Annotated in this window: 22 protein-coding genes and 1 pseudogene; 12 read left to right on the forward strand and 11 right to left on the reverse strand. The window is 53.3% G+C overall.

Annotated elements, in window-relative coordinates; translation table 11 throughout:
* Positions 1-55: 55 nt before the first annotated feature.
* From aroK to OGX86_RS13265, 6 genes are all read right to left on the reverse strand, one after another.
* The gene (aroK, locus tag OGX86_RS13240; protein ID WP_003023552.1) at positions 56-577 is read right to left on the reverse strand and encodes a shikimate kinase AroK; all 522 of its coding nucleotides are present in this window, start codon (positions 575-577) and stop codon (positions 56-58) included.
* Positions 578-981: 404 nt separating this feature from the next.
* Positions 982-2,229 carry a DNA uptake porin HofQ gene (gene hofQ / locus OGX86_RS13245; RefSeq protein WP_128316735.1) on the reverse strand — a complete coding sequence of 416 codons (1,248 nt, stop codon included), beginning with the start codon at positions 2,227-2,229 and terminating at the stop codon, positions 982-984.
* Positions 2,135-2,545 (reverse strand): HofP DNA utilization family protein, encoded by a 411-nt coding sequence (locus OGX86_RS13250; protein WP_128316734.1) that lies wholly within the window; start codon positions 2,543-2,545, stop codon positions 2,135-2,137. The genes hofQ and OGX86_RS13250 overlap by 95 nt, the downstream gene beginning before the upstream one ends.
* On the reverse strand, positions 2,535-2,990 hold the full coding sequence (locus OGX86_RS13255; RefSeq protein WP_008786324.1) for a HofO family protein: 456 nt from the start codon (positions 2,988-2,990) through the stop codon (positions 2,535-2,537). Before OGX86_RS13255 ends, OGX86_RS13250 begins: the two co-directional genes overlap by 11 nt.
* Positions 2,974-3,513, reverse strand: coding sequence for a PilN domain-containing protein (locus OGX86_RS13260; protein ID WP_128316733.1), 540 nt, complete (start codon positions 3,511-3,513; stop codon positions 2,974-2,976). Before OGX86_RS13260 ends, OGX86_RS13255 begins: the two co-directional genes overlap by 17 nt.
* Positions 3,510-4,292: a type IV pilus biogenesis protein PilM gene (locus OGX86_RS13265; protein WP_128316732.1), complete on the reverse strand. Its 783-nt coding sequence runs from the start codon at positions 4,290-4,292 to the stop codon at positions 3,510-3,512. The genes OGX86_RS13260 and OGX86_RS13265 overlap by 4 nt, the downstream gene beginning before the upstream one ends.
* 120 nt (positions 4,293-4,412) lie before the next feature.
* Here OGX86_RS13265 and mrcA point away from each other — a divergent pair, with 120 nt between their 5' ends.
* The gene (gene mrcA, locus OGX86_RS13270) at positions 4,413-6,965 is read left to right on the forward strand and encodes a peptidoglycan glycosyltransferase/peptidoglycan DD-transpeptidase MrcA (RefSeq protein WP_048227408.1); all 2,553 of its coding nucleotides are present in this window, start codon (positions 4,413-4,415) and stop codon (positions 6,963-6,965) included.
* Between the two features lie 105 nt (positions 6,966-7,070).
* On the opposite strand, the gene nudE is transcribed toward mrcA, so the two are convergent.
* Complete coding sequence (gene nudE / locus OGX86_RS13275) at positions 7,071-7,631, reverse strand: ADP compounds hydrolase NudE (RefSeq protein ID WP_003827667.1); 561 nt, start codon at positions 7,629-7,631, stop codon at positions 7,071-7,073.
* A gap of 322 nt (positions 7,632-7,953) precedes the next feature.
* Between nudE and igaA the strand changes: the two genes are divergently transcribed.
* The 4 genes from igaA (at position 7,954) to hslO (ending at position 12,135) form a co-directional block, all read left to right on the forward strand.
* A complete protein-coding gene (gene igaA, locus OGX86_RS13280) occupies positions 7,954-10,089 on the forward strand; it encodes an intracellular growth attenuator protein IgaA (RefSeq protein ID WP_128316731.1) in 2,136 nt (711 codons plus the stop codon).
* Positions 10,090-10,151: 62 nt separating this feature from the next.
* The gene (yrfG, locus tag OGX86_RS13285) at positions 10,152-10,820 is read left to right on the forward strand and encodes a GMP/IMP nucleotidase (protein ID WP_003023533.1); all 669 of its coding nucleotides are present in this window, start codon (positions 10,152-10,154) and stop codon (positions 10,818-10,820) included.
* A gap of 10 nt (positions 10,821-10,830) precedes the next feature.
* Positions 10,831-11,232 (forward strand): ribosome-associated heat shock protein Hsp15, encoded by a 402-nt coding sequence (hslR, locus tag OGX86_RS13290; RefSeq protein WP_003837900.1) that lies wholly within the window; start codon positions 10,831-10,833, stop codon positions 11,230-11,232.
* 24 nt (positions 11,233-11,256) lie between these two features.
* Complete coding sequence (gene hslO, locus OGX86_RS13295) at positions 11,257-12,135, forward strand: Hsp33 family molecular chaperone HslO (protein ID WP_048227445.1); 879 nt, start codon at positions 11,257-11,259, stop codon at positions 12,133-12,135.
* A gap of 109 nt (positions 12,136-12,244) precedes the next feature.
* Here the strand turns inward: hslO and OGX86_RS13300 are convergent, their stop codons facing one another.
* Complete coding sequence (locus OGX86_RS13300) at positions 12,245-13,963, reverse strand: DUF4153 domain-containing protein (RefSeq protein ID WP_286640208.1); 1,719 nt, start codon at positions 13,961-13,963, stop codon at positions 12,245-12,247.
* A gap of 378 nt (positions 13,964-14,341) precedes the next feature.
* Here OGX86_RS13300 and pckA point away from each other — a divergent pair, with 378 nt between their 5' ends.
* Positions 14,342-15,964 (forward strand): phosphoenolpyruvate carboxykinase (ATP), encoded by a 1,623-nt coding sequence (gene pckA, locus OGX86_RS13305; protein ID WP_286640209.1) that lies wholly within the window; start codon positions 14,342-14,344, stop codon positions 15,962-15,964.
* 74 nt (positions 15,965-16,038) lie between these two features.
* Here the strand turns inward: pckA and envZ are convergent, their stop codons facing one another.
* Both envZ and ompR read right to left on the reverse strand, forming a co-directional pair.
* Positions 16,039-17,391 carry a two-component system sensor histidine kinase EnvZ gene (gene envZ / locus OGX86_RS13310; protein ID WP_128316728.1) on the reverse strand — a complete coding sequence of 451 codons (1,353 nt, stop codon included), beginning with the start codon at positions 17,389-17,391 and terminating at the stop codon, positions 16,039-16,041.
* A complete protein-coding gene (gene ompR / locus OGX86_RS13315; RefSeq protein ID WP_001157751.1) occupies positions 17,388-18,107 on the reverse strand; it encodes an osmolarity response regulator transcription factor OmpR in 720 nt (239 codons plus the stop codon). The genes envZ and ompR overlap by 4 nt, the downstream gene beginning before the upstream one ends.
* A 225-nt stretch (positions 18,108-18,332) precedes the next feature.
* On the opposite strand from ompR, the gene greB reads away from it, so the two are divergent.
* From greB to OGX86_RS13345, 6 genes and pseudogenes are all read left to right on the forward strand, one after another.
* Positions 18,333-18,806, forward strand: a complete 474-nt coding sequence (greB, locus tag OGX86_RS13320) for a transcription elongation factor GreB (RefSeq protein ID WP_003023524.1) — start codon at positions 18,333-18,335, stop codon at positions 18,804-18,806.
* Between the two features lie 98 nt (positions 18,807-18,904).
* Positions 18,905-21,238 (forward strand): Tex family protein, encoded by a 2,334-nt coding sequence (locus tag OGX86_RS13325; RefSeq protein WP_048227412.1) that lies wholly within the window; start codon positions 18,905-18,907, stop codon positions 21,236-21,238.
* Between the two features lie 432 nt (positions 21,239-21,670).
* Positions 21,671-21,898: a ferrous iron transporter A gene (feoA, locus tag OGX86_RS13330; protein WP_003023519.1), complete on the forward strand. Its 228-nt coding sequence runs from the start codon at positions 21,671-21,673 to the stop codon at positions 21,896-21,898.
* Positions 21,899-21,916: 18 nt separating this feature from the next.
* Positions 21,917-24,235, forward strand: coding sequence for a Fe(2+) transporter permease subunit FeoB (feoB, locus tag OGX86_RS13335; RefSeq protein ID WP_008786334.1), 2,319 nt, complete (start codon positions 21,917-21,919; stop codon positions 24,233-24,235).
* 11 nt (positions 24,236-24,246) lie between these two features.
* A complete protein-coding gene (feoC, locus tag OGX86_RS13340) occupies positions 24,247-24,483 on the forward strand; it encodes a [Fe-S]-dependent transcriptional repressor FeoC (protein ID WP_003023516.1) in 237 nt (78 codons plus the stop codon).
* Between the two features lie 233 nt (positions 24,484-24,716).
* Positions 24,717-25,220 (forward strand): annotated as a pseudogene (locus OGX86_RS13345) (Rpn family recombination-promoting nuclease/putative transposase); the annotation flags it as partial.
* Positions 25,221-25,264: 44 nt separating this feature from the next.
* Here OGX86_RS13345 and bioH read toward each other — a convergent pair.
* A complete protein-coding gene (gene bioH / locus OGX86_RS13350) occupies positions 25,265-26,035 on the reverse strand; it encodes a pimeloyl-ACP methyl ester esterase BioH (RefSeq protein ID WP_125362807.1) in 771 nt (256 codons plus the stop codon).
* Between the last annotated feature and the right edge of the window lie 9 nt (positions 26,036-26,044).

The raw sequence follows: 26,044 nt of genomic DNA on the forward strand, positions 1-26,044 counted from the left end.
CGCGACATCCACCTTAGTTACTTGTACCCGCAGACGAGTGTGTATTCAGCCAGAATTAGTTGCTTTCCAACATATGAATAATCTGGTTTGCTACGACTTTTGCGCTCTGATCGTCGGTGCGAATGGTCACGTCAGCAATCTCTTCGTACAGAGGATTGCGTTCGTCAGCCAACGCTTCCAGAACTTCACGAGGCGGTGATTCTACCTGCAGCAGCGGGCGTTTCTTGTCACGTTGAGTACGTGCAAGTTGTTTTTCAATTGTCGTTTCAAGATAGACCACGACGCCACGCGCGGAAAGACGGTTACGTGTTTCACGTGATTTTACAGAGCCACCGCCAGTTGCCAGCACAATACCCTGTTTTTCCGTCAACTCGTTGATGACTTTTTCTTCGCGATCACGGAAGCCGTCTTCACCTTCTACATCGAAGACCCAGCCCACATCAGCTCCGGTTCGTTTCTCAATCTCTTGATCAGAATCGTAAAATTCCATATTGAGTTGTTGAGCTAACTGGCGCCCAATAGTGCTTTTTCCGGCACCCATAGGCCCAACCAGAAAGATATTGCGTTTCTCTGCCATTTTTTCGGTACTACTAAGACTATTCGTTAATGGTAAACCCGCTTCGCAGACACCCAGCGCAGCAGGACATGAACTGAAACCTCATAAGATATTGCGAGAGTCAGACTGAAAATTATCTCAATACTCAAGCGGGTTTGGCAACTGAATAAATCACCAAACCTAACGCATTTCTGGTCGTGGCAGGCATGCTACCCTGCAAACATCAGACCTGGCGACGTATCGCGCAGTCAAATGACACCCAATAAGCCTATGGCACACCACCGGAAAGGCAAAGCGTATTCACTGCCGCATAAGTAAAGAAAAGTACCGACGCTCAAATCGGTACTCCTTGTATGCTAAATACACCCTCACGTCAAATCCCTGAAACGTGTTCAGTGCAAAAACAACGGCTTTTCATGCATAAGTTATTCCGTTGAAACCAGTCTGGGCGTAATAAAGACCACTAATTCGCGCCGTTCGTCTTCTTTACCATCATGGCGAAAAAGAGAGCCAAGCCAGGGAATGTCGCCTAATAGCGGCACGCTGTCGGCTGCGGATTTATTCTTATGTGAAAAAATCCCGCCAAGCGCAATCGTCTCGCCGCTTTTTACCTCGACCTGCGTTTCAATCTCCTGCTTGTCGATAGCCAGCACTTCGCCATCTGCCTGCTGTAGAACCTGTCCGGGAACATTCTGGCTGATATGCAGTTTCAGCCTGATTCTCCCTTTCTGCAACACCGTTGGTGTTACCTCCATCCCCAGTACCGCTTCCTTGAACTCGACGGATGTCGCACCGCTTTCACCGCTGGAGACCTGATAAGGGATCTCACTGCCCTGCTTAATACTGGCAGGTTGCAGGTGAGATGCCAGTAATCGTGGACTGGCGATGATATCCAACTGCTGTTTTTGCTCCAGCGCAGACAACTCCAGTTCCAGTAAACGACCGTTAATACGGCCAATGTTAAATCCCACACGGGATGTGGCGGTGGCTACAGAAAGGTCGCTGGCGAGCGTCGTGACATTCCCAACCGCCCCCGAGTGTTGTGCGTCAGCCAGCGACCACTTCACTCCCAGCTCGCGCAAACTTTTTTCATTAATAGTCACGATATGCGCCGCCAGTTCGACCTGGGCAACCGGCAAATCCATTTGCGATACCCACTTTTCCAGGGTGTTAAGCGCAACGCTATTATCACGCAGCAGTAAGCGGTTGGTCCGTTTATCCACCGTCATGCTTCCCTTGGCACTGAGCAGCTTTTCTCCTGCTTTTGCCAGCTCGGCAGCATCGGCATAGTGCAAAATAATGCTGCGCTGCTCCAGCGGCATACTAGCCTGAATCCGCGCCTGTTCATTGTCCTGGCGGGCCGCATTTTCACTCTGCCATTGAACAGAATGTACATGCAGGATGTTTCCCTCCTGGCGTAATACCAGTCCGGCACTTTTTACCACCGTCTGCAATGCCTGCTTCCAGGGGACATCCGTCAAATGCAGCGACAGCACACCGCTGACATCTGGCGAAACCACCAGGTTTTTCTGTTCCTGTTCAGCCAGCGCCTGCAATACTTGCGTAACCGGCACATCATCAACCACCAGCGTCACGTTTTGCGGTTTCGTCGCCAGTGCGCTCGTTATCCCGACCGCCAGCGCTATTACTATCCACGCTATCCATCGCTTCATTTACCGCTCCTTGTCGTTGCCACTGCCACCGCGGCGGTTCGCAGTTTTTTTCTGTGCCGAGGGTTATGTTCTGGGCCGTTATCTGCGTAATCGTCCAACCGTTTTTCAGGACGTCATTTGGCTTAACCCGCCGCCATTTTTTCTGGCTATCCTGAACGATGCCGATGGGTCGCGTGCCCTGGCTCACCATGCCCTGAAAACGCCATGTCGACAGCTCAGCAATTTGGCAACGGTCCTCCGGCGGCAGGAAGGGATTACGCATACCGGTGAGCATCAGTACGCTCATACATGCCAACAGCCAGCGTTCAACCGTCATTCAGGCGCTCCAGCTGTAGCGTTAGCAGCAGCTCCGTGTCTTCTGCGCTAAGCGAAAATCGGCTGACGCTCATCCCCTGATCCGCCAACTGGACAAACGTCTGCGGGATAGCATCCCAGGCCGATATCAGCGCCATCTCTCCGCCTTGCGCAGAGGGTTGCCAGTGGATAAGACGAGTAAGTGAAGTCTGAAACAGTAGTGGAGAGAACAGGGTCAGTTTCTCTTCCGGCTCTGCTGTTGATGCCGCCAGCAGATAGACATCTCGCCATTGCATCTGAATAGCTGCACGTTGCTGGACCAGCGTCTCGCGTTGCATCGTCCGCTCCCGCGCTACGGGATAAAGACATAACGTCACCAGTATGAGTAGCCCCAACATCCAGCCGCACCAGCAGATGAGTCGAAAGCGCGGCGACTGCGCTAACCAGACATCACAGAGCGTTATCATGCGCACCGCTCCGTGTCAGTCGATAGTGGAATTGCCATCGTCCCTGCGCATCCTGCTGCGTTTCACCGGGGCTGCTCAACTGAAATAATGGCTGCTGGCGTAATTGCGCTTCCAGAGTCTTCAGCGCGGCAAAGTTCAGCGTGTTTCCCGTCAGTTCCAGCGCGTCCTGCTGCCAGGTCATTTTTGTTAACCACGCCTGCTCAGGCAGTAATTCCGCCAGCTCTTGCAAAACCGACTGCCAGCTTCGGGTCTGCTCACGCTGTTTGTTCCGTGCCTGTGCCTGTTGCCATCGTTGCTGGCGCTGCTGCATACGCGGCTTTAGCGCCATTAAGGCCTCGACACGCGTTTTTTCGGCATCTGCCAGCAACAATTCAGCCCGATTTTCTACACTCAACACGCTGTAATAGCGCAACAACACGCCAATACTAAGCAGTAGCGAAGCGCTAAATAAGATGCCCCAGAAGCGCAGGCAAGCGTAACGCCGAGTCTGACGCCAGGGCAGAAGATTAATGGTCGCTATCATCGGTACGCGCCTCCCATAGCGAGTCCCAGCGCAATGGCGAAGTGATGACTTTGCGTTGGAATGGGCGGCTGGCGTACAGACACGGCGCTCAAAGGATCGAAGCCGCCAGGGGAGCATTGCGCAATGGCTGTCGTGGGCAGAGATAATGTCGTGGCAAGCTCATCGATACTGCCAATATCGCCCGTTGATTTACGTCCCCATGCCGAACGGGTCGCCCATAACCACTGGGCGTCATCACGCCATACCAGACACTGCTGATGCTCTGGCAAGAAGGGAATAAATCGCTGTAACGCGCTGGCATCCGGTGTAATCGCCGTAACCTGCACCTTCAGGGTTTGGATAAGCGTCAGAAGCGCTGAAATCTCTTTGCTTTGCGCAGCAGTGACGTTAAACGCCGGGCTCAACGTGTCTTCGCTATAATCAAAATACAGCGCATCCGGCGCCATATCCAGTTCACGCGCCATCGAACCAGACAACCATGCGGTTTGCTCTGGCTCGCGTAACGTCATTGTCGGACGAGGAAACTTTTTTTGTAACGTCCTGTTGGCGGGAAAAGAGAGATGAATATGGTGTCGGCGAGGAAGCTCCCGGCTCCACGGCAGCAGCGCGGCGACCAGCTGTTCAGGCTCGCGAATGTGGCCATCGACGATAGCCTGAGGCGTCAGCGGTATACGCCACCAGCGTTGCAGATACCAACCGGATGCGTCGCGAACGATAGCGACAGCCAGCGCTTCATGTTGCTGAATATGCAGACCAATTTTCCAGATATTGAAAGCCATTGCTGATGATCTCCTTATCACCCGTCGCTTTAACGGGTATATCAATGCGTCTGGCTTGCCTTTATACTACCGCGCGTTTGTTTATAAACTGCCCAAATGCCACTAAATGGGAAATCTCCAGTGAAGTTCGTAAAGTATTTATTAATCCTTGCAGTATGTTGCATCCTGCTGGGAGCAGGCTCGATTTATGGCCTCTATCGCTATATCGAGCCGCAATTGCCTGACGTCGCGACGCTCAAAGATGTGCGTTTACAGATCCCGATGCAGGTTTACAGCGCTGACGGCGAGCTGATCGCGCAATATGGCGAGAAACGTCGAATCCCGGTCACGCTGGATCAGATGCCGCCGGTAATGCTCAAAGCCTTTATCGCCACAGAAGACAGCCGCTTTTATGAGCACCACGGGGTAGACCCGGTGGGGATCTTCCGTGCGGCAAGCGTCGCGCTGTTCTCCGGTCACGCGTCGCAAGGGGCGAGTACCATTACCCAACAGTTGGCGAGAAACTTCTTCCTGAGCCCGGAACGTACGCTGATGCGTAAGATCAAGGAAGTGTTCCTGGCAATCCGCATTGAACAACTGCTGAGTAAAGATGAGATCCTCGAACTGTATCTGAACAAGATCTATCTGGGGTATCGCGCCTATGGCGTGGGTGCTGCCGCGCAGGTCTATTTCGGTAAAACGGTTGATCAGCTCAGCTTAAGTGAAATTGCGGTGATTGCCGGTCTGCCAAAAGCGCCGTCAACCTTCAACCCGCTCTATTCGATGGACCGTGCAACCGCGCGACGTAACGTTGTACTGTCGCGTATGTTGAGCGAAAACTACATCACACAGGCCCAGTACGATCAGGCGCGCGGCGAGGCCATTGATGCCAACTACCATGCGCCGGAAATCGCTTTCTCTGCACCGTATCTGTCTGAGATGGTGCGCCAGGAGATGTATAACCGTTATGGCGAGAAAGCCTATGAAGACGGGTATCGCATCACCACCACCATTACGCGCAAAGTACAGCAGGCGGCTCAGCAGGCAGTACGTAACAACGTGATGGATTACGACATGCGCCACGGCTACCGCGGCCCGTCAAACGTGCTGTGGAAAGTGGGCGAAAGCAGTTGGGACAGCAAGAAAATTACCGATACGCTGAAAGCGCTGCCGACTTATGGCCCCCTGCTGCCGGCGGTTGTTACCAGCGCCAATCCGCAGGAAGCCATTGCCGCGCTGGCGGATGGTACGTCAGTGTCATTACGCATGGATGGTATGCGCTGGGCGCGTCCTTACCGTTCGGATACTCAACAAGGCCCAACGCCGCGTAAAGTGACTGACGTAGTACAGACTGGCCAGCAAATCTGGGTACGCCAGGTGGGAGATGCCTGGTGGCTGGCGCAAGTGCCGGACGTCAACTCCGCCCTGGTCTCCATCAATCCGCAAAACGGCGCGGTGCTGGCGCTGGTTGGTGGTTTTGACTTCAACCAGAGCAAGTTTAACCGTGCAACCCAGGCGCTACGCCAGGTGGGCTCCAACATCAAGCCATTCCTGTATACCGCCGCGATGGATAAAGGTCTGACGCTGGCGAGCATGCTCAACGACGTGCCAATCTCCCGCTGGGATGCCGGTGCTGGTTCTGACTGGCAGCCGAAGAACTCCCCGCCGCAGTACGCCGGTCCTATCCGCTTACGTCAGGGGCTGGGTCAGTCGAAAAACGTAGTGATGGTACGCGCCATGCGCGCTATGGGCGTGGATTACGCGGCAGAGTATCTGCAACGTTTCGGTTTCCCGGCACAGAACATTGTGCATACCGAGTCACTGGCGCTGGGTTCGGCTTCGTTCACGCCGTTGCAGGTGGCGCGCGGTTACGCGGTGATGTCTAATGGCGGCTTCCTGGTCGATCCGTATTTCATCAGTAAGATTGAAAGCGATATGGGCGGCGTTATCTTCGAAGCGAAGCCGAAAATTGCCTGCCCGGAATGCGATATTCCGGTGATATATGGCGATACCCAGAAATCTAATGTGCTGGAAAACAGTAACGTAGAAGATGTCGCCGTCTCGCAAGAACAGCAGAATGCCGCCGTGCCTATGCCGCAACTTGAGCAGGCAAACCAGGCTCTGGTCGCGCAAAGCGGCACACAGGAGTACGCTCCGCACGTGATCAACACGCCGCTGGCCTTCCTGATTAAAAGCGCGCTGAACACCAATATCTTTGGTGAACCAGGCTGGATGGGAACCGGTTGGCGCGCAGGTCGCGATTTACAGCGCCATGATATCGGTGGGAAAACCGGGACCACCAACAGCTCTAAAGATGCGTGGTTCTCCGGTTACGGACCAGGGGTAGTAACGTCGGTATGGATCGGCTTTGATGACCATCGCCGCAACCTTGGTCATACAACGGCTTCCGGCGCGATCAAAGACCAAATCTCCGGCTACGAAGGCGGTGCGAAGAGTGCGCAGCCTGCATGGGATGCTTACATGAAATCCGTGCTGGAAGGTGTGCCTGAACAGCCGCTGACGCCACCGCCGGGTATCGTGACGGTCAATATCGATCGCAGTACCGGTCAACTGGCGAGCGGCGGTAACAGCCGTGCAGAGTATTTCATTGAAGGTACTCAGCCAACGCAGCAGGCGGTACACGAGGTAGGGACAACCATTATCGATAATGGTGAGACACACGAACTGTTCTGATCGATTGCCGGATGGCGCTTCGCTTATCCGGCCTACAATTTCGGTACAATTATTTGATCTTCCGGAATTTTGTAGGCTGGATAAGGTATCAGTTGGCAATCGTAATTAAAGCCGTCCCTGCCCTTTCAGCCATTCACGGACGAGGAACAGCGCACTGACATTACGTGCTTCATGAAAATCAGGATCTTCCAGCAGGTCCATCAAATGCGCCAGCGGCCAGCGCACCTGCGGTAATGGCTCGGGTTCATCACCCTCCAGCGATTCAGGATATAAGTCCTCTGCCACCACGATGTTCATCTTGCTGGAGAAATAAGATGGCGCCATGCTAAGTTTCTTTAAAAACGTCAGATCTTTTGCGCCAAACCCCACCTCTTCTTTCAGCTCCCGATTCGCCGCCTCAAACACGCTTTCGCCAGGATCGATTAATCCCTTGGAAAAACCCAGTTCGTAGGACTCCGTCCCGACCGCGTACTCGCGAATAAGGATCAGATGGTCGTCAACAATCGGCACAATCATTACCGCTTCACGCGTGGATGGACGCATACGTTCATAAACGCGGCGTACACCATTGCTGAACTCAAGGTCCACGCTTTCGACCTTAAACAGCCGGGATTGGGCGACGGTTTCCACTTTCAAAATCGTGGGTTTCTGTAATGATTTGCTCATTGTGAGGATCTTTGCTGTGAAATCTGGGGTTATTGTGCGATATACCGCACGGTTTCGGCAATGTGAATTGCCGTTTATTTACATTTATGTAACGTACTAAAAGTTAGTCCCTATTTCAAATTAAAAGTCAATAGGTTGAAATAACTCCAGGAATTTGCTGATATTCCATTTTTGGTGATTTTGCTATGATTCGCATTTACTGGGCTGTACTTAAAGATGCTCAAGTTCGACTCCACACTTGCCGATAGCCAACCACAGAATCACGAATATTGAACAGGGTGCGACTGACCACGCCTGACAGACTAAGTAAGATGGGGAAAGCATGAGCACCATTCTGATTTTTTTAGCTGCTTTGCTGGCCTGCTCATTGCTTGCAGGATGGCTACTCAAATCAAAATCCAGGCAGAAAAATTTACCCTTGAGCAGCGTCTTCTCAGACGCCTCGAAACGTAAACTCACACCTGAAGAACGCAGCGCAGTCGAAAACTATCTCGAAAGCCTTAGTCAAATTCAGCAAGTTCCTGGTCCAACAGGAGCCAGTGCTGCGCCGGTCTCATTAACGTTGAATGCCCAAAGTAATAGCGTCATCGTGCTTACTCGTTCGATTACACGTTACGGCATTACCACCGACGATCCTAACAAATGGCGCTACTATCTTGATTCCGTTGAGGTACATCTTCCCCCTTTCTGGGAACAATACATCAACGACGAAAACAGCGTTGAGATAATCCACACCAATACGATACCGCTGGTTATCTCGTTGAACGGCCATACGCTGCAGGAATATATGCAGGAAGCGCGTGGCTATGCGTTGCAGCACACCGCTTCTACCCAGGCGTCCATTCGTGGTGAAGAAAGTGAGCAGATTGAACTGCTGAATATTCGCCAGGAAACCCATGAAGAATATGCGCTCAGCCGCCCTTCGGGATTGCGCGAGGCGTTGCTGATAACCGCCTCATTCCTGCTGTTCTTTTTCTGTTTGGTTATCCCGAACACGTTTGTTCCGTGGGCAGTTGGTGGCGCGGTATTGCTGTTAGCTGCGGGTCTGTGGGGATTGTTCGCCCCGCCGTCCAAAAGCGCCCTGCGGGAAATTCATTGTCTGCGCGGTACGCCACGTCGCTGGGGGTTATTTGGCGAAAACGACCAGGAACAAATTAATAATATCTCGCTGGGTATTATTGATCTGATCTACCCACCTCACTGGCAACCTTACATCGCCCAAGACCTTGGCCAGCAAACGGATATCGATATTTATCTCGATCGCTACGTTGCCCGCCAGGGGCGTTTTTTATCTCTGCACGATGAAGTGAAAAACTTCCCGTTACAGCACTGGCTGCGCAACGCCGTCATCGCAGGCGGCTCGTTGCTGGTACTACTGATGCTGCTGTTTTGGATCCCGCTGGATATGCCGATAAAGGTCACGCTCTCCTGGATGAAGGGCGCGCAAACTATCGAAGCCACCAGCGTTAAACAGCTCGAAAACGCGGGCGTTCGCGTGGGTGACACGCTGCACCTGAGTGGTACGGGTATGTGTAACATTCATACCCAAGGGAGCTGGAATGCGCAGCCTGCCACGCCGTTTATGCCTTTCGATTGCTCGCAAATTATCTGGAATGACGCGCGCGCATTGCCGCTGCCTGAGTCTGACCTGGTGAATAAGGCTACCGCCCTCACGCAGGCAGTGAGCCGTCAGCTGCATCCCAAACCTGACGATGACTCTCGCGTCAGCGCATCGCTACGCTCAGCAATCCAAAAGTCCGGCATGGTGTTACTGGACGATTTTGGTGAGATTGTCCTGAAAACGGCCGATCTGTGTGCAGCCAAAGATGAATGTGTACGCTTAAAGAATGCGCTGGTTAACCTCGGTAACAGTAAAGACTGGGCCGCGCTGGTGAAGCGAGCGAACGCAGGCAAACTGGATGGGGTGAACGTGCTGCTGCGTCCGGTAAGCGCAGAGTCGTTAGATAATCTGGTGAATACCTCTACGGCACCGTTTATTTCACGCGAGACTGCGCGAGCAGCCCAGGCGCTGAATAGCCCTGCTCCCGGCGGTTTCCTGATTATCAGCGACGAAGGCAGCGATCTGGTCGATCAGCCGTGGCCGACGACCTCGCTATATGACTATCCGCCTCAGGAACAGTGGAACGCCTTCCAGCGCCTGGCACAGATGCTAATGCAGACGCCGTTTCGCGCGGAGGGGATCGTCACCAATATTTCGACTGACGCCAATGGCACCCAGCACATTGGACTGCACCGTATCCCGGACCGCTCAGGTTTATGGCGCTACCTTGGCACGACGCTGCTGATGTTCTCCATGCTCGGATGCGCTATCTACAACAGCATACAGGCATTCAGACGCTACCAGCGTCACCGCACCCGCATCGCGGAAATTCAGAGCTACTATGAAAGTTGCCTCAATCCAACACTGATTGACAACCCGGAAAGCCTGATTCGATAACACGCTCGCGCGCCAGGATATGCTACCCTGTCGCGCATCATGTTTTCTTCTGGGGAGTTTCCATGCATATCAATATTGCCTGGCAGGATGTCGACACCGTGTTGTTAGATATGGACGGCACGCTGCTCGACCTGGCATTCGATAACTATTTCTGGCAAAAACTGGTGCCGGAAACCTATGGCGCGAAGCAGGGTATCTCTCCCCAGGAAGCCCAGGACTATATTCGTCAGCAGTATCATGCCGTGCAGCATACGCTAAACTGGTACTGCCTGGATTACTGGAGCGAGTGCCTGGATCTGGATATTTGCGCCATGACTACGGAACAGGGACCGCGCGCCGTTTTGCGCGAAGATACCGTACCGTTTCTTGATGCCTTAAAAGCCAGCGGCAAGCGCCGCATTTTGCTCACCAACGCGCATCCGCATAATCTGGCGGTGAAGCTTGAGCATACCGGTCTGGCCTCACACCTTGATTTATTACTTTCCACCCACACATTTGGTTATCCCAAAGAGGATCAGCGGTTATGGCACGCTGTGGCTGAAGAAACGGGAATGAGTGCAGAGAAGACGCTGTTTATTGACGACAGCGAACCCATTCTCGACGCCGCTGCTCTGTACGGTATTCGTTACTGCCTCGGCGTGACCAATCCCGACTCCGGCATCGCCGAAAAACAGTACGCACGCCATCCGTCACTGAATGACTACCGCCGACTGATCCCCTCACTGATGTGAAGGAGACGCCATGAAAGAAAAGCCCTCTGCTGAAGTCAGGCTGGATAAATGGCTGTGGGCTGCACGCTTTTACAAAACGCGTGCGCTAGCCCGCGAAATGGTTGAAGGCGGTAAGGTGCACTACAACGGCCAGCGCAGTAAGCCAAGCAAGATTGTCGAGCTGAACGCCACCCTCACCCTTCGCCAGGGAAATGACGAACGAACGGTCATTATCAAGGCCATTACCGAGCAGCGTCGCCCGGCAACGGAAGCCGTTACGCTGTATGAAGAAACCGCGGAAAGCGTGGAAAAACGCGAAAAAATGGCGCTGGCGCGTAAACTTAACGCGTTAACCATGCCGCACCCGGACAGACGACCGGACAAGAAAGAGCGCCGCGACCTGTTACGATTTAAACACGGCGACAGCGAGTGACTGTCACCTGCAAGAGAGATGATTATGCCGCAACATGACCAATTACATCGTTATCTGTTTGAAAACTTTGCCGTGCGCGGCGAGCTGGTGACCGTTTCGGAAACCCTGCAACAGATCCTCGAAAATCATACTTACCCGCAGCCGGTCAAAAACGTGCTGGCTGAGCTGCTGGTTGCCACCAGCCTGCTCACCGCCACGCTGAAATTTGCCGGTGATATCACTGTGCAGTTGCAGGGTGATGGTCCGCTGAGCCTGGCCGTCATCAACGGCAACAACAATCAGCAGATGCGCGGCGTGGCCCGCATGCAGGGTGATATTCCTGAAGATGCCAACCTGAAAACGCTGGTGGGCAACGGTTACCTGGTGATCACCATTACCCCGGAAGAAGGCGAGCGTTATCAAGGCGTGGTCGGTCTGGAAGGTGACACGCTGGCAGCGTGTCTGGAAGATTACTTCATGCGTTCTGAACAGCTGCCGACACGCCTGTTCATCCGCACTGGCGACGTTGATGGCAAACCCGCTGCTGGCGGAATGCTGCTGCAGGTAATGCCGGCGCAAAACGCGCAGGCAGATGATTTCGATCACCTGACCGCCCTGACCGAAACCATCAAAGCCGAAGAGCTGCTGACGCTGCCGGCCAACGAAGTGCTGTGGCGCCTGTACCACGAAGAAGAGGTTACTCTCTACGATCCACAGGACGTTGAGTTCAAATGCACCTGTTCACGCGAACGCTGCGCAGGCGCACTAAAAACGTTGCCGGACGAAGAAGTGGACAGCATTCTGGCGGAAGAAGGCGAGATCGATATGCACTGCGATTACTGCGGTAGTCACTATCTGTTTAACGCCATGGATATTGCTGAGATCCGCAGCAATGCCTCCCCTGCCGATCCCCAGGTGCATTAATCACTGTCTTGCCTGATGGCACGGCGCTTATCAGGCCTACGGAAAAACTGTCGTAGGCCGGATAAGGCGTTCGCGCTGCCATCCGGCAAAAACGATGTCGGCAACACACTCACTCGGTGTAATAAGTCATCGGCAGTCTTTTGCCATCAATAGTGATATCCCGCCAGATTCTGGGGGCTGAGCCCAGTTGCTGATTCGCCACCGCCTGCAGCAATTTATCCTTATTGAATCCTTCAGGTAGCCTGGCAACAGCTAACAAATCCCATTTGTTTTTTTGCACGCCGAAGACCAGACTCTCCCCATCGCCAAAGGCATATAACACCTGCTCAGGATGACCATCCGCATTGAGGTCCTGACTCACCAGTACGCACGCATTCTGCTCAGCACAAGAGGTGATGCGATACCCCTGTGTTTTGACAAACGCCCAGAACGCATCGTCTGGCTTCTGGCTCCCCGGAGCAATCACAACCTTCGATACTAACTGTGTTGCGGTTAGCTCTTTAACCGCATCCCGGCGCCCTTGCAGCAGAGAAATCAAGTCGCGTCTGCGTTTACTGTCTTGATTAAACGCCACATCTTTTTGTAATGCTTCCAACGCTGCGCGCCCCGGTTTTCCACTGTGATCCAACATATACAGGCTGACTTGATCCGGTTTAATTTTTCCGCTGTGATACAGCCTCATATGGCTGTTAACGCTGATGCGCCAGGCATCAATAACCGGCGATGACAGCAGAACCAACAGCCCCAACGCCAGCAACGAAACGCCAAGAATGACCAGCCCCTGAAGCTCAAGCGGATTGCGCCCGCGGCGCAAAATGCTGGCCAGATAGCCAAACGACCATACCAGCAGTACCACGACCACCAGCACGCCATACAAACGCTCAGGCGTCCAACCGTACTGCTGTATTCGGACCCACAGTGACCAACCTGCAATCAGCATATAGATGGGCGCGACAATCAGAGAGCATTTGATCAGGTAGCGTAACGCGCCAGGATAGGGTAACGCCTCTTTTTGCGGTTCACGCACGATAGCCATCAACAGCAACAGGAGCAGCGTCAGCGTTGACATCAACCCAGCAGCAGACACGCGTTGCGAAATAGCCTCCAGCCCAGTGAAGGGTAAGGTCAGTATGAACATCAGCGCCAACAGCGCGACCAGAGGTAACAGACCGGTGGCGATAAACGTCAGTAATTTTTGTACCGCCGTGACCAGGCGCGACTGTGTACGGGCCAGTACCACTGCCAGTGCGGTAATCAGGCCAAAGGCCACATAGCCAAACCAGTCGGTATCAAAGAAGAGCGTGCTGAAGAAGGGAATACCGACCAGCTTAAACATCTCGCTCCATAGCAGGAGCACCAGCCAGAACAAACCGTTGGCGACAAAGACAATCAGCAACGTCAACGCATTAAGCCACAATTGCCGATAAAAATGCGGGTAACGCGTCTGCTCACGAGAGACATGAAGCGAGTACTGAATCCAGGGCAAAGCAAGCATCGCCATCAGCAGTAAGCGCCAACCATAGAACATAAAAACTTCATGTTGCCGCCACTTATCACTGTCCTCGACTTGCCACTTTAGCCAGACACTCATCGCCAGCACGACAACAAAGATCAGCGCCATCCAGTACCACAGCGCGCGTTGTTTGAAAGAAACAACAGTAAGTAAAAGAGCCGAGGTGATCGCAATCGTCGCAGGCATGCCATAGAACAGCCAGCCGTCATTATGGGGCACCAGATATGTCATCAGCAGATAGCATAATGTCCCCTGCAACAGGCCGATGAATATCATGCCCCAACGCGTCGTACGTGAAATTTCAGCACTATCCATGTCAGTATCCAGAATGAAGGGAAAAGCTAATTATCGCATCAACTTCACAATTTTGAGCATTGATAGAGCGATTTCAGACCACGACGACGGGAAGTGAATCGATATTGTTTATGTATAACCCACATTCATTTCTTACGTGAATGCGATTACACTCACAAGATTCCCGCCAAAAACACTCTCCATTAACGTTTTAAGAACATTTTCCACAACAAAAAAGGGTTTCCTGCCATAATATCTGCCTCTTTGTGACAGGAGTCGCAGCGCATTCGGTCGCCCGTGATTTTCCCGGATGCGTAAATCTATGAGCCTTGTCGCGGTTAACAATCCCTAAAAAACCTTACTATTCCAGGTAATACATATTGGCTAAGGAGCAGTGAAATGCGTGTGAACAACAGTTTAACCCCGCAAGATCTCAAGGCTTATGGTATCAATGACGTTCAGGATATCGTTTACAATCCAGACTACGACACGCTTTTCCAGGAAGAACTTGATCCAAACCTGGAAGGTTATGAACGTGGCGTGTTAACGAATCTGGGCGCCGTTGCCGTTGATACCGGTATCTTTACCGGACGTTCGCCAAAGGATAAGTACATTGTCCGTGACGACACCACGCGCGACACGCTGTGGTGGTCCGACAAAGGTAAAGGTAAGAACGACAACAAACCGCTCTCCCCGGAAACCTGGCAGCATCTGAAAGGATTAGTCACCCAGCAACTTTCCGGCAAGCGCCTGTTTATCATTGATGCTTTCTGCGGCGCTAACGCCGATACCCGTCTTTCCGTGCGCTTCATTACCGAAGTTGCCTGGCAGGCGCATTTTGTCAAAAACATGTTCATCCGCCCAAGCGACGAAGAGCTGGTTGATTTCAAACCTGATTTCATCGTGATGAACGGCGCTAAATGCACCAACCCGCAGTGGAAAGAGCAGGGTCTGAACTCAGAAAACTTCGTGGCTTTCAACCTGACTGAGCGTATCCAGCTGATTGGTGGTACCTGGTACGGCGGCGAAATGAAGAAAGGTATGTTCTCCGTAATGAACTACCTGCTGCCGCTGAAAGGCATTGCCTCCATGCACTGCTCAGCAAACGTTGGGGAAAAAGGCGATGTGGCAGTCTTCTTTGGCCTGTCCGGCACCGGTAAAACCACGCTGTCCACCGACCCGAAACGTCGCCTGATTGGCGATGACGAACACGGCTGGGATGACGACGGTGTATTTAACTTCGAAGGCGGTTGCTACGCGAAGACCATCAAACTGTCTAAAGATGCCGAGCCGGAAATCTACAACGCGATCCGTCGTGACGCGCTGCTGGAAAACGTCACCGTGCGCGAAGATGGTTCCATCGATTTCGATGATGGTTCAAAAACTGAGAACACCCGCGTTTCCTACCCGATTTATCACATCGATAATATCGTTAAGCCGGTGTCAAAAGCGGGCCATGCTACCAAAGTGATCTTCCTGACCGCCGACGCATTTGGCGTGCTGCCGCCGGTTTCTCGCCTGACCGCAGACCAAACACAGTACCACTTCCTGTCTGGCTTCACCGCCAAACTGGCCGGTACCGAACGCGGCGTCACCGAACCGACCCCAACCTTCTCAGCCTGCTTCGGCGCAGCATTCCTGTCTCTGCACCCAACGCAGTACGCAGAAGTGCTGGTTAAACGTATGCAGGCGGCAGGTGCGCAGGCGTATCTGGTTAACACCGGCTGGAACGGTACCGGCAAGCGTATCTCTATCAAAGATACCCGTGCGATTATCGACGCCATCCTGAACGGTTCGCTGGATGACGCGGAAACGTTCCGTCTGCCAATGTTTGACCTGGCTATCCCGACCGAGCTGCCGGGTGTGGACACTCGCATTCTCGATCCGCGTAATACCTACGCATCTCTGGAGCAGTGGCAGGAAAAAGCCAATGCGCTGGCGAAACTGTTTATCGAGAACTTCGAGAAATATACCGATACCCCTGCGGGTGAAGCGCTGGTTAGCGCCGGACCGAAGCTGTAACGAAAAGTGCCGGATGGCGGTTTCGCCTTATCCGGCCTACAGCAACAAAAAGGGAGGCATTTTGCCTCCCTTTGTTATGCGTCTTTCGTGTTGCCCGGTGTGCGAGTGAAGGGAACCGGAAGCCATGCACGAATCGACAATCCACCGCGTTCACTGGTACCAATCTCCAGAATACCGTTATGGTTATCAATAATACGCTGCACAATCGCCAGCCCCAGGCCCGTACCGCTGGTACTGCGCGCGCTGTCGCCGCGGACAAACGGCTGGAACAGGTGTTTACGCTGCTCCGGCTTGATGCCCGGACCATCATCTTCTACCTGGAACCAGGCGCGATGCTGCTCCATTCCGCTACTGACCTTAATCCAGCCGTTGCCATAGCGGGCGGCGTTAACCACCATATTGGCAACCGCACGCTTGATCGACAGCGGGTGCATCTTCACCTGAATGCTGCCCGGCAGCAGCGCAGTTTCGATTTCACGTTCGTAGCCGCTTTCTGCCGCAACCACTTCACCCAGCACCGAGTTCAGATCCGCCATCTCCATCGGCATCTCCTGACCGGTACGCAGGTAATCGATAAACTGCTCGATAATGGCGTTACACTCTTCGATGTCCTTATTGATGGATTCAGCGAGATAACCGTCTTCCTCGCCCATCATTTCCGTCGCCAGACGAATACGCGTCAGCGGGGTACGTAAATCGTGGCTCACGCCCGCCATTAACAGTGTACGGTCATCGGCCAACTGCTTCACACCTGCGGCCATATGGTTAAAGGCTCGGGTTACGGAGCGCACCTCTGAAGCACCATACTCACGCAACGGCGGCGGAATGATACCTTTCCCCACCTGCAGCGCCGCATGTTCAAGATCCACCAATGGCCGGTTCTGGATACGGATAAACAGCCACGCCCCACCGATAGCCAGCAGCATAATCGCCAGCGTATAGCGGAACAGTGGTGAAAAATCGCCCTGATGAATTTCCGTAAGCGGCACGCGTACCCAGATATTGGGCGACAGCCAGGTTTTCAGCCACACGACCGGCGAGCTTTTGTTGACCTCAACGCGGACTTCCGTTGGGCCACCCAGCTGCTGCGCCATCTGATGGCTTAAGAATTCATAGTGTTGCGCCCAACGCAGTCCGGCCTCTTCAGCAGCCTCGTTGGAATAGAGAGAAATACCCAGCTCACGATAAATTTCCCGGCGGAATGCGGGCGGCACCACCAGTTGCGTACCGTCCTCCAGTTGCAGTTTATCGGTCATCAGCATACGAACTTCGTACGCCAGAACCTTATTAAACTGCTGGAGGCTCGGCAGAATCGCGAAGTTCAGCACTACCAGGTATGTCGTCACCAGGCTGGCAAACAGCAAGGTGACGATGAGCAATAACGTGCGGGCAAACGAACTTCGTGGTGAGAAGCGCATTCGCCTCATGCTTTAGAACCGTCCGGAACAAAGACGTAGCCCAGACCCCATACGGTCTGAATGTAGCGTGGATGAGCCGGATCTTCTTCCACCATGCGGCGCAGACGGGAGATCTGGACGTCAATAGAACGTTCCATCGCAGAATATTCACGACCACGGGCGAGGTTCATCAGCTTGTCTCGCGACAGCGGCTCGCGCGGGTGGCTTACCAGCGCTTTCAGTACCGCAAATTCCCCGCTGGTGAGCGGCATCGGCTCATCTTCGCGGAACATTTCACGCGTACCGAGGTTCAGTTTGAACTTACCAAAAGCGATAACCGCTTCTTCCTGAGAAGGTGCGCCCGGCAGTTCATTCGCCTGACGACGCAGGACTGCGCGAATACGTGCAAGCAACTCACGCGGGTTAAACGGTTTCGGGATGTAATCGTCGGCGCCGATTTCCAGCCCTACGATACGGTCAACTTCTTCACCCTTCGCTGTGACCATAATGATCGGCATCGGGTTGCTCTGGCTGCGCAGGCGACGGCAAATAGACAGGCCATCTTCTCCCGGCAGCATTAAATCCAGCACCATCAGGTGAAAGGACTCACGGGTCAGCAGACGATCCATCTGCTCAGCGTTTGCGACGCTTCGAACCTGGAAGCCCTGCTCGGTCAGATAACGCTCCAGAAGCGCACGCAAGCGCATGTCGTCATCGACCACCAGAATCTTATAGTTCTCTTGCATTGTTATTACTCCCAAAGGTTCGCAACAATTAAGTGTATATTCTTAAGAAAGCTAACGTGAGTCACCAGCGAATTCTGGTATGAATTCCAGGCTAAATTGTTACAAAGCATATTAAACAGCAGCTTAAGTATACAATGTTTCTCGCAATACATTATTTATTCTGTTGATATGCTCACGTAATACTAATTGTGCGCATCATCACAGAGTCGAAGGTAAAACAATAAGATGAAAACGCCCCTGATAACCCGTGAAGGGTATGAAAAACTTAAACAAGAGCTGAATTATCTCTGGCGTGAAGAGCGCCCGGAAGTCACCAAAAAAGTTACCTGGGCCGCAAGTCTGGGTGACCGCAGCGAAAATGCCGACTACCAGTATAATAAAAAGCGCCTGCGTGAGATCGACCGCCGCGTCCGTTATTTGACCAAGTGCATGGAGAATCTAAAAATCGTCGATTACTCCCCGCAGCAGGAAGGCAAAGTCTTCTTTGGCGCATGGGTTGAGATTGAAAATGACGATGGCGACATCCGCAAATTCCGTATTGTTGGCTACGATGAGATCTTCGGTCGTAAGGATTACATCTCAATCGACTCACCAATGGCGCGGGCGCTATTGAAAAAAGAGGTCGGCGATCTCGCAGTAGTAAACACCCCAGGTGGCGAAGCCAGCTGGTACGTGAACGAGATTGAATATGTGAAGTGAGACCGGAACAATCCGAAGCCCCGGCAGATGGCTGGCATTTTTGCCAGTCAATCCGTATAACTATCCCCTGATTTTTTATCCTATAGACGAAGCTATCCATGATGAATGATTCTTTCTGCCGCATTATCGCAGGTGAAATTCAGGCTCGTGCTGAACAGGTAGAAGCTGCCGTTCGCCTGCTTGACGAAGGGAACACCGTGCCGTTTATCGCACGATATCGTAAGGAAATCACCGGCGGTCTGGACGATACGCAACTGCGTAATCTGGAAACCCGTCTGGGATATCTGCGTGAACTGGAAGACCGCCGTCAGGCAATCCTGAAATCTATCGGCGAGCAAGGCAAACTGACCGACGATCTAGCGAAAGCGATCAACGGTACGTTAAGTAAGACCGAACTCGAAGATCTCTATCTGCCGTATAAACCAAAGCGCCGCACCCGTGGGCAGATCGCCATTGAGGCCGGACTGGAGCCGTTGGCAGACCTACTGTGGAACGAACCGTCTCACGACCCGGAAATGGAAGCCGCAAAATATCTCAACGCCGAAAACGGCGTGGCGGATACCAAAGCCGCCCTCGACGGCGCGCGCTACATTCTAATGGAGCGCTTCGCTGAAGACGCTGCTCTGCTGGCGAAAGTACGTGATTATCTGTGGAAAAACGCCCATCTGGTTGCCACCGTGGTAAGCGGTAAAGAAGAGGAAGGCGCTAAGTTCCGCGACTACTTCGATCACCACGAACCGATTTCTACAGTACCATCCCACCGTGCGCTGGCCATGTTCCGTGGTCGTAACGAAGGTGTGTTACAGCTTTCACTGAATGCCGATCCGCAATTCGATGAGCCACCAAAAGAGAGCCACGGCGAGCAGATTATCCGGGATCACCTGGGACTACGCCTGAACAACGCCCCAGCAGACAGCTGGCGTAAAGGCGTGGTTAGCTGGACCTGGCGCATCAAAGTGCTGATGCACCTCGAAACGGAGCTGATGGGTACCGTGCGCGAACGTGCGGAAGATGAAGCTATCAACGTCTTTGCCCGTAACCTGCATGACCTGCTGATGGCCGCTCCGGCCGGGCTGCGCGCCACCATGGGCCTCGATCCAGGTCTGCGTACCGGTGTAAAAGTGGCAGTGGTTGACGGTACCGGCAAGCTGGTCGCGACCGACACCATTTATCCGCATACCGGTCAGGCCGCCAAAGCCGCCGTTGCCGTTGCGGCGCTGTGTGAAAAACACAACGTTGAACTGGTGGCGATTGGTAACGGTACGGCGTCGCGCGAAACCGAGCGTTTCTTCCTCGACGTGCAAAAGCAGTTCCCGCAAGTGACCGCGCAGAAAGTGATCGTCAGTGAAGCCGGCGCGTCGGTTTACTCCGCATCCGAACTGGCGGCGCTGGAGTTCCCGGACCTCGACGTATCTCTGCGTGGTGCGGTGTCTATCGCCCGTCGTCTGCAGGATCCGCTGGCTGAGCTGGTGAAAATCGATCCGAAATCTATCGGCGTGGGCCAGTATCAGCACGACGTAAGCCAGACTCAGTTGGCGCGTAAGCTGGATGCGGTGGTGGAAGACTGCGTGAACGCCGTCGGCGTCGATCTGAATACCGCCTCCGTACCGCTGCTGACCCGTGTTGCTGGTCTGACGCGCATGATGGCGCAGAATATCGTTGCCTGGCGTGATGAGAACGGTCAATTCCAGAACCGTCAGCAACTGTTAAAAGTCAGCCGCCTGGGTCCTAAAGCCTTTGAACAGTGCGCGGGCTTCCTGCGTATCAACCACGGCGATAACCCGCTGGATGCCTCTACCGTTCACCCGGAAGCTTATCCGGTTGTGGAACGCATTCTGGCTGCCACCGAGCAATCGTTGCGTGATCTGATGGGTAACAGCAGCGAATTGCGTAATCTGAAAGCCGCTGATTTTACCGACGAACGCTTCGGGGTGCCGACCGTCACCGACATCATCAAAGAGCTGGAAAAGCCGGGCCGCGATCCGCGTCCTGAATTTAAAACCGCGCAGTTTGCCGATGGTGTAGAAACCATGAACGATCTGCTGCCGGGAATGATTCTTGAAGGGGCAGTCACCAACGTCACCAACTTCGGCGCATTTGTTGATATCGGCGTGCATCAGGATGGTCTGGTGCATATCTCTTCACTGTCGAATAAGTTCGTCGAAGATCCACACACCGTGGTGAAAGCGGGCGACATTGTGAAGGTGAAAGTGCTGGAAGTGGACCTGCAACGTAAGCGTATCGCGCTGACCATGCGTCTGGACGAGCAGCCGGGTGAAACCAATGCGCGTCGCGGCGGCGGGAATAACGATCGCGCTCAGGGCAATCGCCCGGCACCAAAAGCGGCGAAACCGCGTGGCCGTGACGCACAGCCTGCGGGCAACAGCGCGATGATGGATGCGTTGGCGGCGGCGATGGGTAAAAAACGCTAAGTTTAAACCCTGTGCCGGATGGTGGTGTAAACGCCCTGTCCGGCCAGGTTATCGCAATTAATTTGCAGGCCGGATAAGACGCATGAGCGTCGTCATCCGGCATATTTAATCCATGCCCCGCTTTGCACCACAATATATTTATCACTTCATTAACAGATGAAACCTTAATTAAACATTAAGATCCCCAATAATTACTTCCGCGAATCACTCGTTTCCAACCAGAATAAATATTGAGGAATATCAAAATTGGCTCAAATTATTATCCAATTGTACATTCCGTCACATTTATTCTATTGATGATAGAAACCATTCTCATTATCATTGATTTGTTGATTATTTACTCTTTCCTTACGTTGGCTAATCATCTGGTCTCATGCCGCCCTGTCGCCCCATGAGGTTATCATCCAGTTAGCGAGATATAAGTAGGTCCCTATGCAATTCACTCCTGACAGTGCGTGGAAAATTACCGGTTTTGCCCGTGAAATCAGCCCGGCTTATCGTCAGAAACTGTTGTCACTTGGCATGCTACCCGGCTCATCCTTCAACGTGGTACGCGTCGCCCCGCTCGGCGATCCTATCCATATCGAAACGCGTCGCGTAAGTCTGGTATTGCGTAAGAAGGATCTGGCGTTATTAGAAGTGGAAGCGGTTTCCTGTTAATACAGTGAGTCTATAAAAATGAAAAAACTAACCATTGGTTTAATTGGTAATCCTAATTCCGGCAAGACAACTTTATTCAACCAGCTCACCGGCGCGCGCCAGCGTGTAGGCAACTGGGCTGGCGTTACCGTTGAGCGTAAAGAAGGCCATTTCGCCACGACGGACCACCAGGTCACGCTGGTCGATTTACCCGGCACCTATTCTCTGACGACAATCTCATCGCAAACCTCTCTCGATGAGCAGATTGCCTGCCACTATATTTTAAGCGGCGACGCGGATCTCTTGATCAACGTGGTCGATGCTTCAAACCTTGAACGCAACCTCTACCTGACGTTGCAACTGCTTGAGCTGGGTATTCCCTGCATCGTCGCACTGAACATGCTGGATATTGCTGAGAAACAGCAAATCCGTATCGATATCGACGCCCTCTCCGCTCGTCTTGGCTGTCCGGTGGTTCCACTGGTTTCCACCCGCGCCCGCGGCATTGAAGCACTGAAGCTGGCGATCGATCGCTACAAAGAAAACGACACCGTTGAGCTGGTCCATTATGCCCAGCCGCTGCTGCAAGAAGCTGATTCCCTCGCCGACGCAATGGCCAAAGATATGCCGCTTAAACAGCGCCGCTGGCTAGGCCTGCAGATGCTCGAAGGCGATATCTACAGCCGTGCTTACGCCGGTGATGCAGCACAAAACCTTGATGCCGCTGTTGCTCGCCTGAGCGAGACAATGGACGACCCGGCGCTACATATTGCCGATGCACGTTACCAGTGCATTGCTGCTATCTGCGATACCGTCAGTAATACCCTGACGGCAGAGCCGAGCCGTTTCACCACCGCGGTAGATAAAATTATCCTCAACCGCTTCCTCGGTCTGCCGATTTTCCTGTTCGTGATGTACCTGATGTTCCTGCTTGCCATCAACATTGGCGGCGCGCTGCAGCCGTTGTTTGATGTTGGCTCCGTGGCACTCTTTATCCATGGTATTCAGTGGATTGGCTATACGCTGCATTTCCCGGACTGGCTGACCATCTTCCTGGCCCAGGGCCTTGGCGGCGGGATTAACACCGTGCTGCCGCTGGTACCGCAAATCGGCATGATGTATCTGTTCCTCTCCTTCCTTGAAGACTCCGGCTACATGGCGCGCGCCGCATTTGTGATGGACCGTCTGATGCAGGCGCTGGGACTGCCGGGCAAATCGTTCGTCCCGCTGATCGTCGGCTTTGGTTGTAACGTACCGTCAGTGATGGGCGCACGTACGCTGGATGCCCCGCGTGAGCGTCTGATGACCATCATGATGGCGCCGTTTATGTCCTGTGGTGCACGTCTGGCGATTTTCGCCGTCTTTGCCGCCGCGTTCTTTGGTCAGAACGGCGCGCTGGCGGTCTTCTCGCTGTACGTGCTGGGTATCGTCATGGCGGTGTTGACCGGCCTGATGCTCAAACACACCATCATGCGTGGCGAAGCAACGCCGTTCGTGATGGAGCTGCCGGTATATCACGTGCCGCACATTAAGAGTCTGATCATTCAAACCTGGCAACGTCTGAAAGGCTTCGTTCTGCGTGCAGGTAAAGTCATCATCATCGTCAGCATTTTCCTCAGTGCCTTTAACAGCTTCTCACTGAGCGGGAAAATCGTCGACAACATCAACGACTCTGCTCTGGCTTCCGTGAGCCGCGTCATTACCCCAGTCTTCAAACCGATTGGTGTTCACGAAGATAACTGGCAGGCAACCGTAGGTCTGTTCACCGGCGCGATGGCGAAAGAAGTGGTTGTCGGTACGCTGAACACGCTCTATACCGCAGAAAACATTCAGGAAGAAGAGTTCAACCCGGCAGATTTCCACCTCGGTGATGAGCTGCTCAGCGCGGTAGATGAAACCTGGCAAAGCCTGAAAGACACTTTCAGCCTGAGCGTGCTGGCTAACCCTATCGAAGCCAGCAAGGGCGACGGTGAAATGGCGACTGGTGCAATGGGCGTGATGGGCGAGAAATTTGGCAGCGCCGCCGCCGCGTACAGCTACCTGATCTTTGTTCTGCTGTATGTACCGTGCATTTCAGTGATGGGCGCTATCGCACGTGAATCCAGCCGTGGCTGGATGAGCTTCTCGATTCTGTGGGGCCTGAATATCGCCTACTCTCTGTCGACGCTGTTTTATCAGACGGTCAGCTACAAAGAGCACCCGACCTACAGCCTGGTGTGCATTTTAGCGGTCATCCTGTTTAACATCGTGTTGCTGGGCCTGCTGCGTCGAGCTCGCAGCCGCGTGGACCTCGCACTGCTGGCAACCAACAGGACGGCGAGTTCTTGCTGTTCCAGCACGACTGGCGATTGCCACTAAGGTTATCGACAATGGCATCGCTTATTCAGGTTCGTGATTTACTGGCTTTGCGGGGGCGCATGGAGGCGACACAAATTAGCCACACGCTGCATACCCCGCAGCCCATGATTGACGCCATGCTGAATCAGTTAGAAAAGATGGGCAAAGCGGTGCGGATTCAGGAAGATGCCGACGGGTGTCTTTCCGGAAGCTGCAAAAGTTGCCCGGAAGGTAAAGCCTGCCTGCGCGAGTGGTGGGCTTTACGCTAATCAGATGCTCTTTGCCGGATGGCGCTACGCTTATCCGGCCTACAAATGATGCAAACATCCAGGCCGGATAGCGCGTTTACGCTGATATCCGGCTTTTTTGCGTAATGGATTCCACACAGATTTCATTATTTCAGCAAAGAAGATCTATCCTCCAGCCAGCCACGCATCGTTATTAATTCGTGGATGATTACTGGTAACCTGGGAAGTAGAGTCTCGTCATCTTTTTTCTCAGGTATAGCACCGCGTTTCCACTGATCGATATCACTGTTGTGCCCGATGACGAGATTATGCAGCATCGCCGGATGGCGCTGTTGGAGCTCATCCAAAAGCATATTCGTAAACGCGATTTGATGGGGCTGGTAGAAAAACTGGCCATCCTGCTTGTTAAAGGACACGCTAATGACAACCAGTTGAAAGCCTTGTTTAATTATTTAATGCAGGCCGGTAACACCACACATTTTGGCGAGTTTCTTCATGAAGTCGCCGAACGTTTACCCCAACATAAGGACAAGTTGATGACTATCGCCGAAAGATTACGACAGGAAGGGCACCTTAATGGTCTTCAGGAAGGCCATAGGAAAGGGTTGCAAGAAGGGTTACAAACGGGTCTGCAACAAGGCAAACGAGAGGAAGCATTACGTATTGCATCAACTATGCTGGCTGATGGTATAGACCCACTAACCATCTTCAGAATTACTGGCCTGACCGCTGAGGATCTGGCTACGCGCAGCCATTAATCTTAGGCCCGGCGAGCATGGCACCACCGGGCAACACATCAAATTTATAGTTTCTGTTTTAACGCCACAAGCGCTGCACAGAATTCGGCGGGATGCGAGATAAACGGCGCATGCGCCGCTTTGGCAAACACCAAAGACTCGCTCTGCGGCCACAGTGCATCCAGAATCGGGACGACTTTGCGCGGCACCAGCCCGTCAAGATAGCCGTACAACCGCAGGAAAGGCATTTCCACCGCGCACAGCGGTTCTCGCAGATCGACCGTTTTCAGGATCTCAAGTCCACCATTGAGCACCTCGACGTCCGGCATGGGTAAAGCCAGCACCGTTTTCTTTAGCGCTCGCGCATCCTGACGCGCGGTTTCTGTGCCCATCGTTTGCAATGCCAGAAAACGCTCCACCGTACGCTGGAAATCTTCGCTCAGCTGCTGCTGGAAGCCTGCCAGCACCTCTGGCTTGATTCCCGGCCACTCATCCCGCGCGCTAAAGCAAGGAGAAGACGCGACGGTCACCAGCGCCTGAACACGCTCAGGATGCGTTAACGCTACCTGACTCGCGACCAGCCCGCCCAGACTCCATCCGAGCCAGATAGCTTTCTCCGGTGCCTGTTTCAATACCCGCTCAGCCATCTCTTCCAGTGACATTGCACCGAAACCCTGGCTACGACCAAATCCCGGTAAGTCGACAAGATGCAGCGTAAAATGCGAGCTCAGTTCCTCGCTTATGCAATGCCACACTTGCGCATTCAGTCCCCATCCGTGCAGCAGCACAAGATGGCAATTTCCCGAACCCTGGGTCTGCCACCAGATGTCATTCATCAGTTATTG

The sequence above is a fragment of the Citrobacter sp. Cpo040 genome (genome assembly GCF_030332915.1).
Classification (GTDB): domain Bacteria; phylum Pseudomonadota; class Gammaproteobacteria; order Enterobacterales; family Enterobacteriaceae; genus Citrobacter; species Citrobacter portucalensis.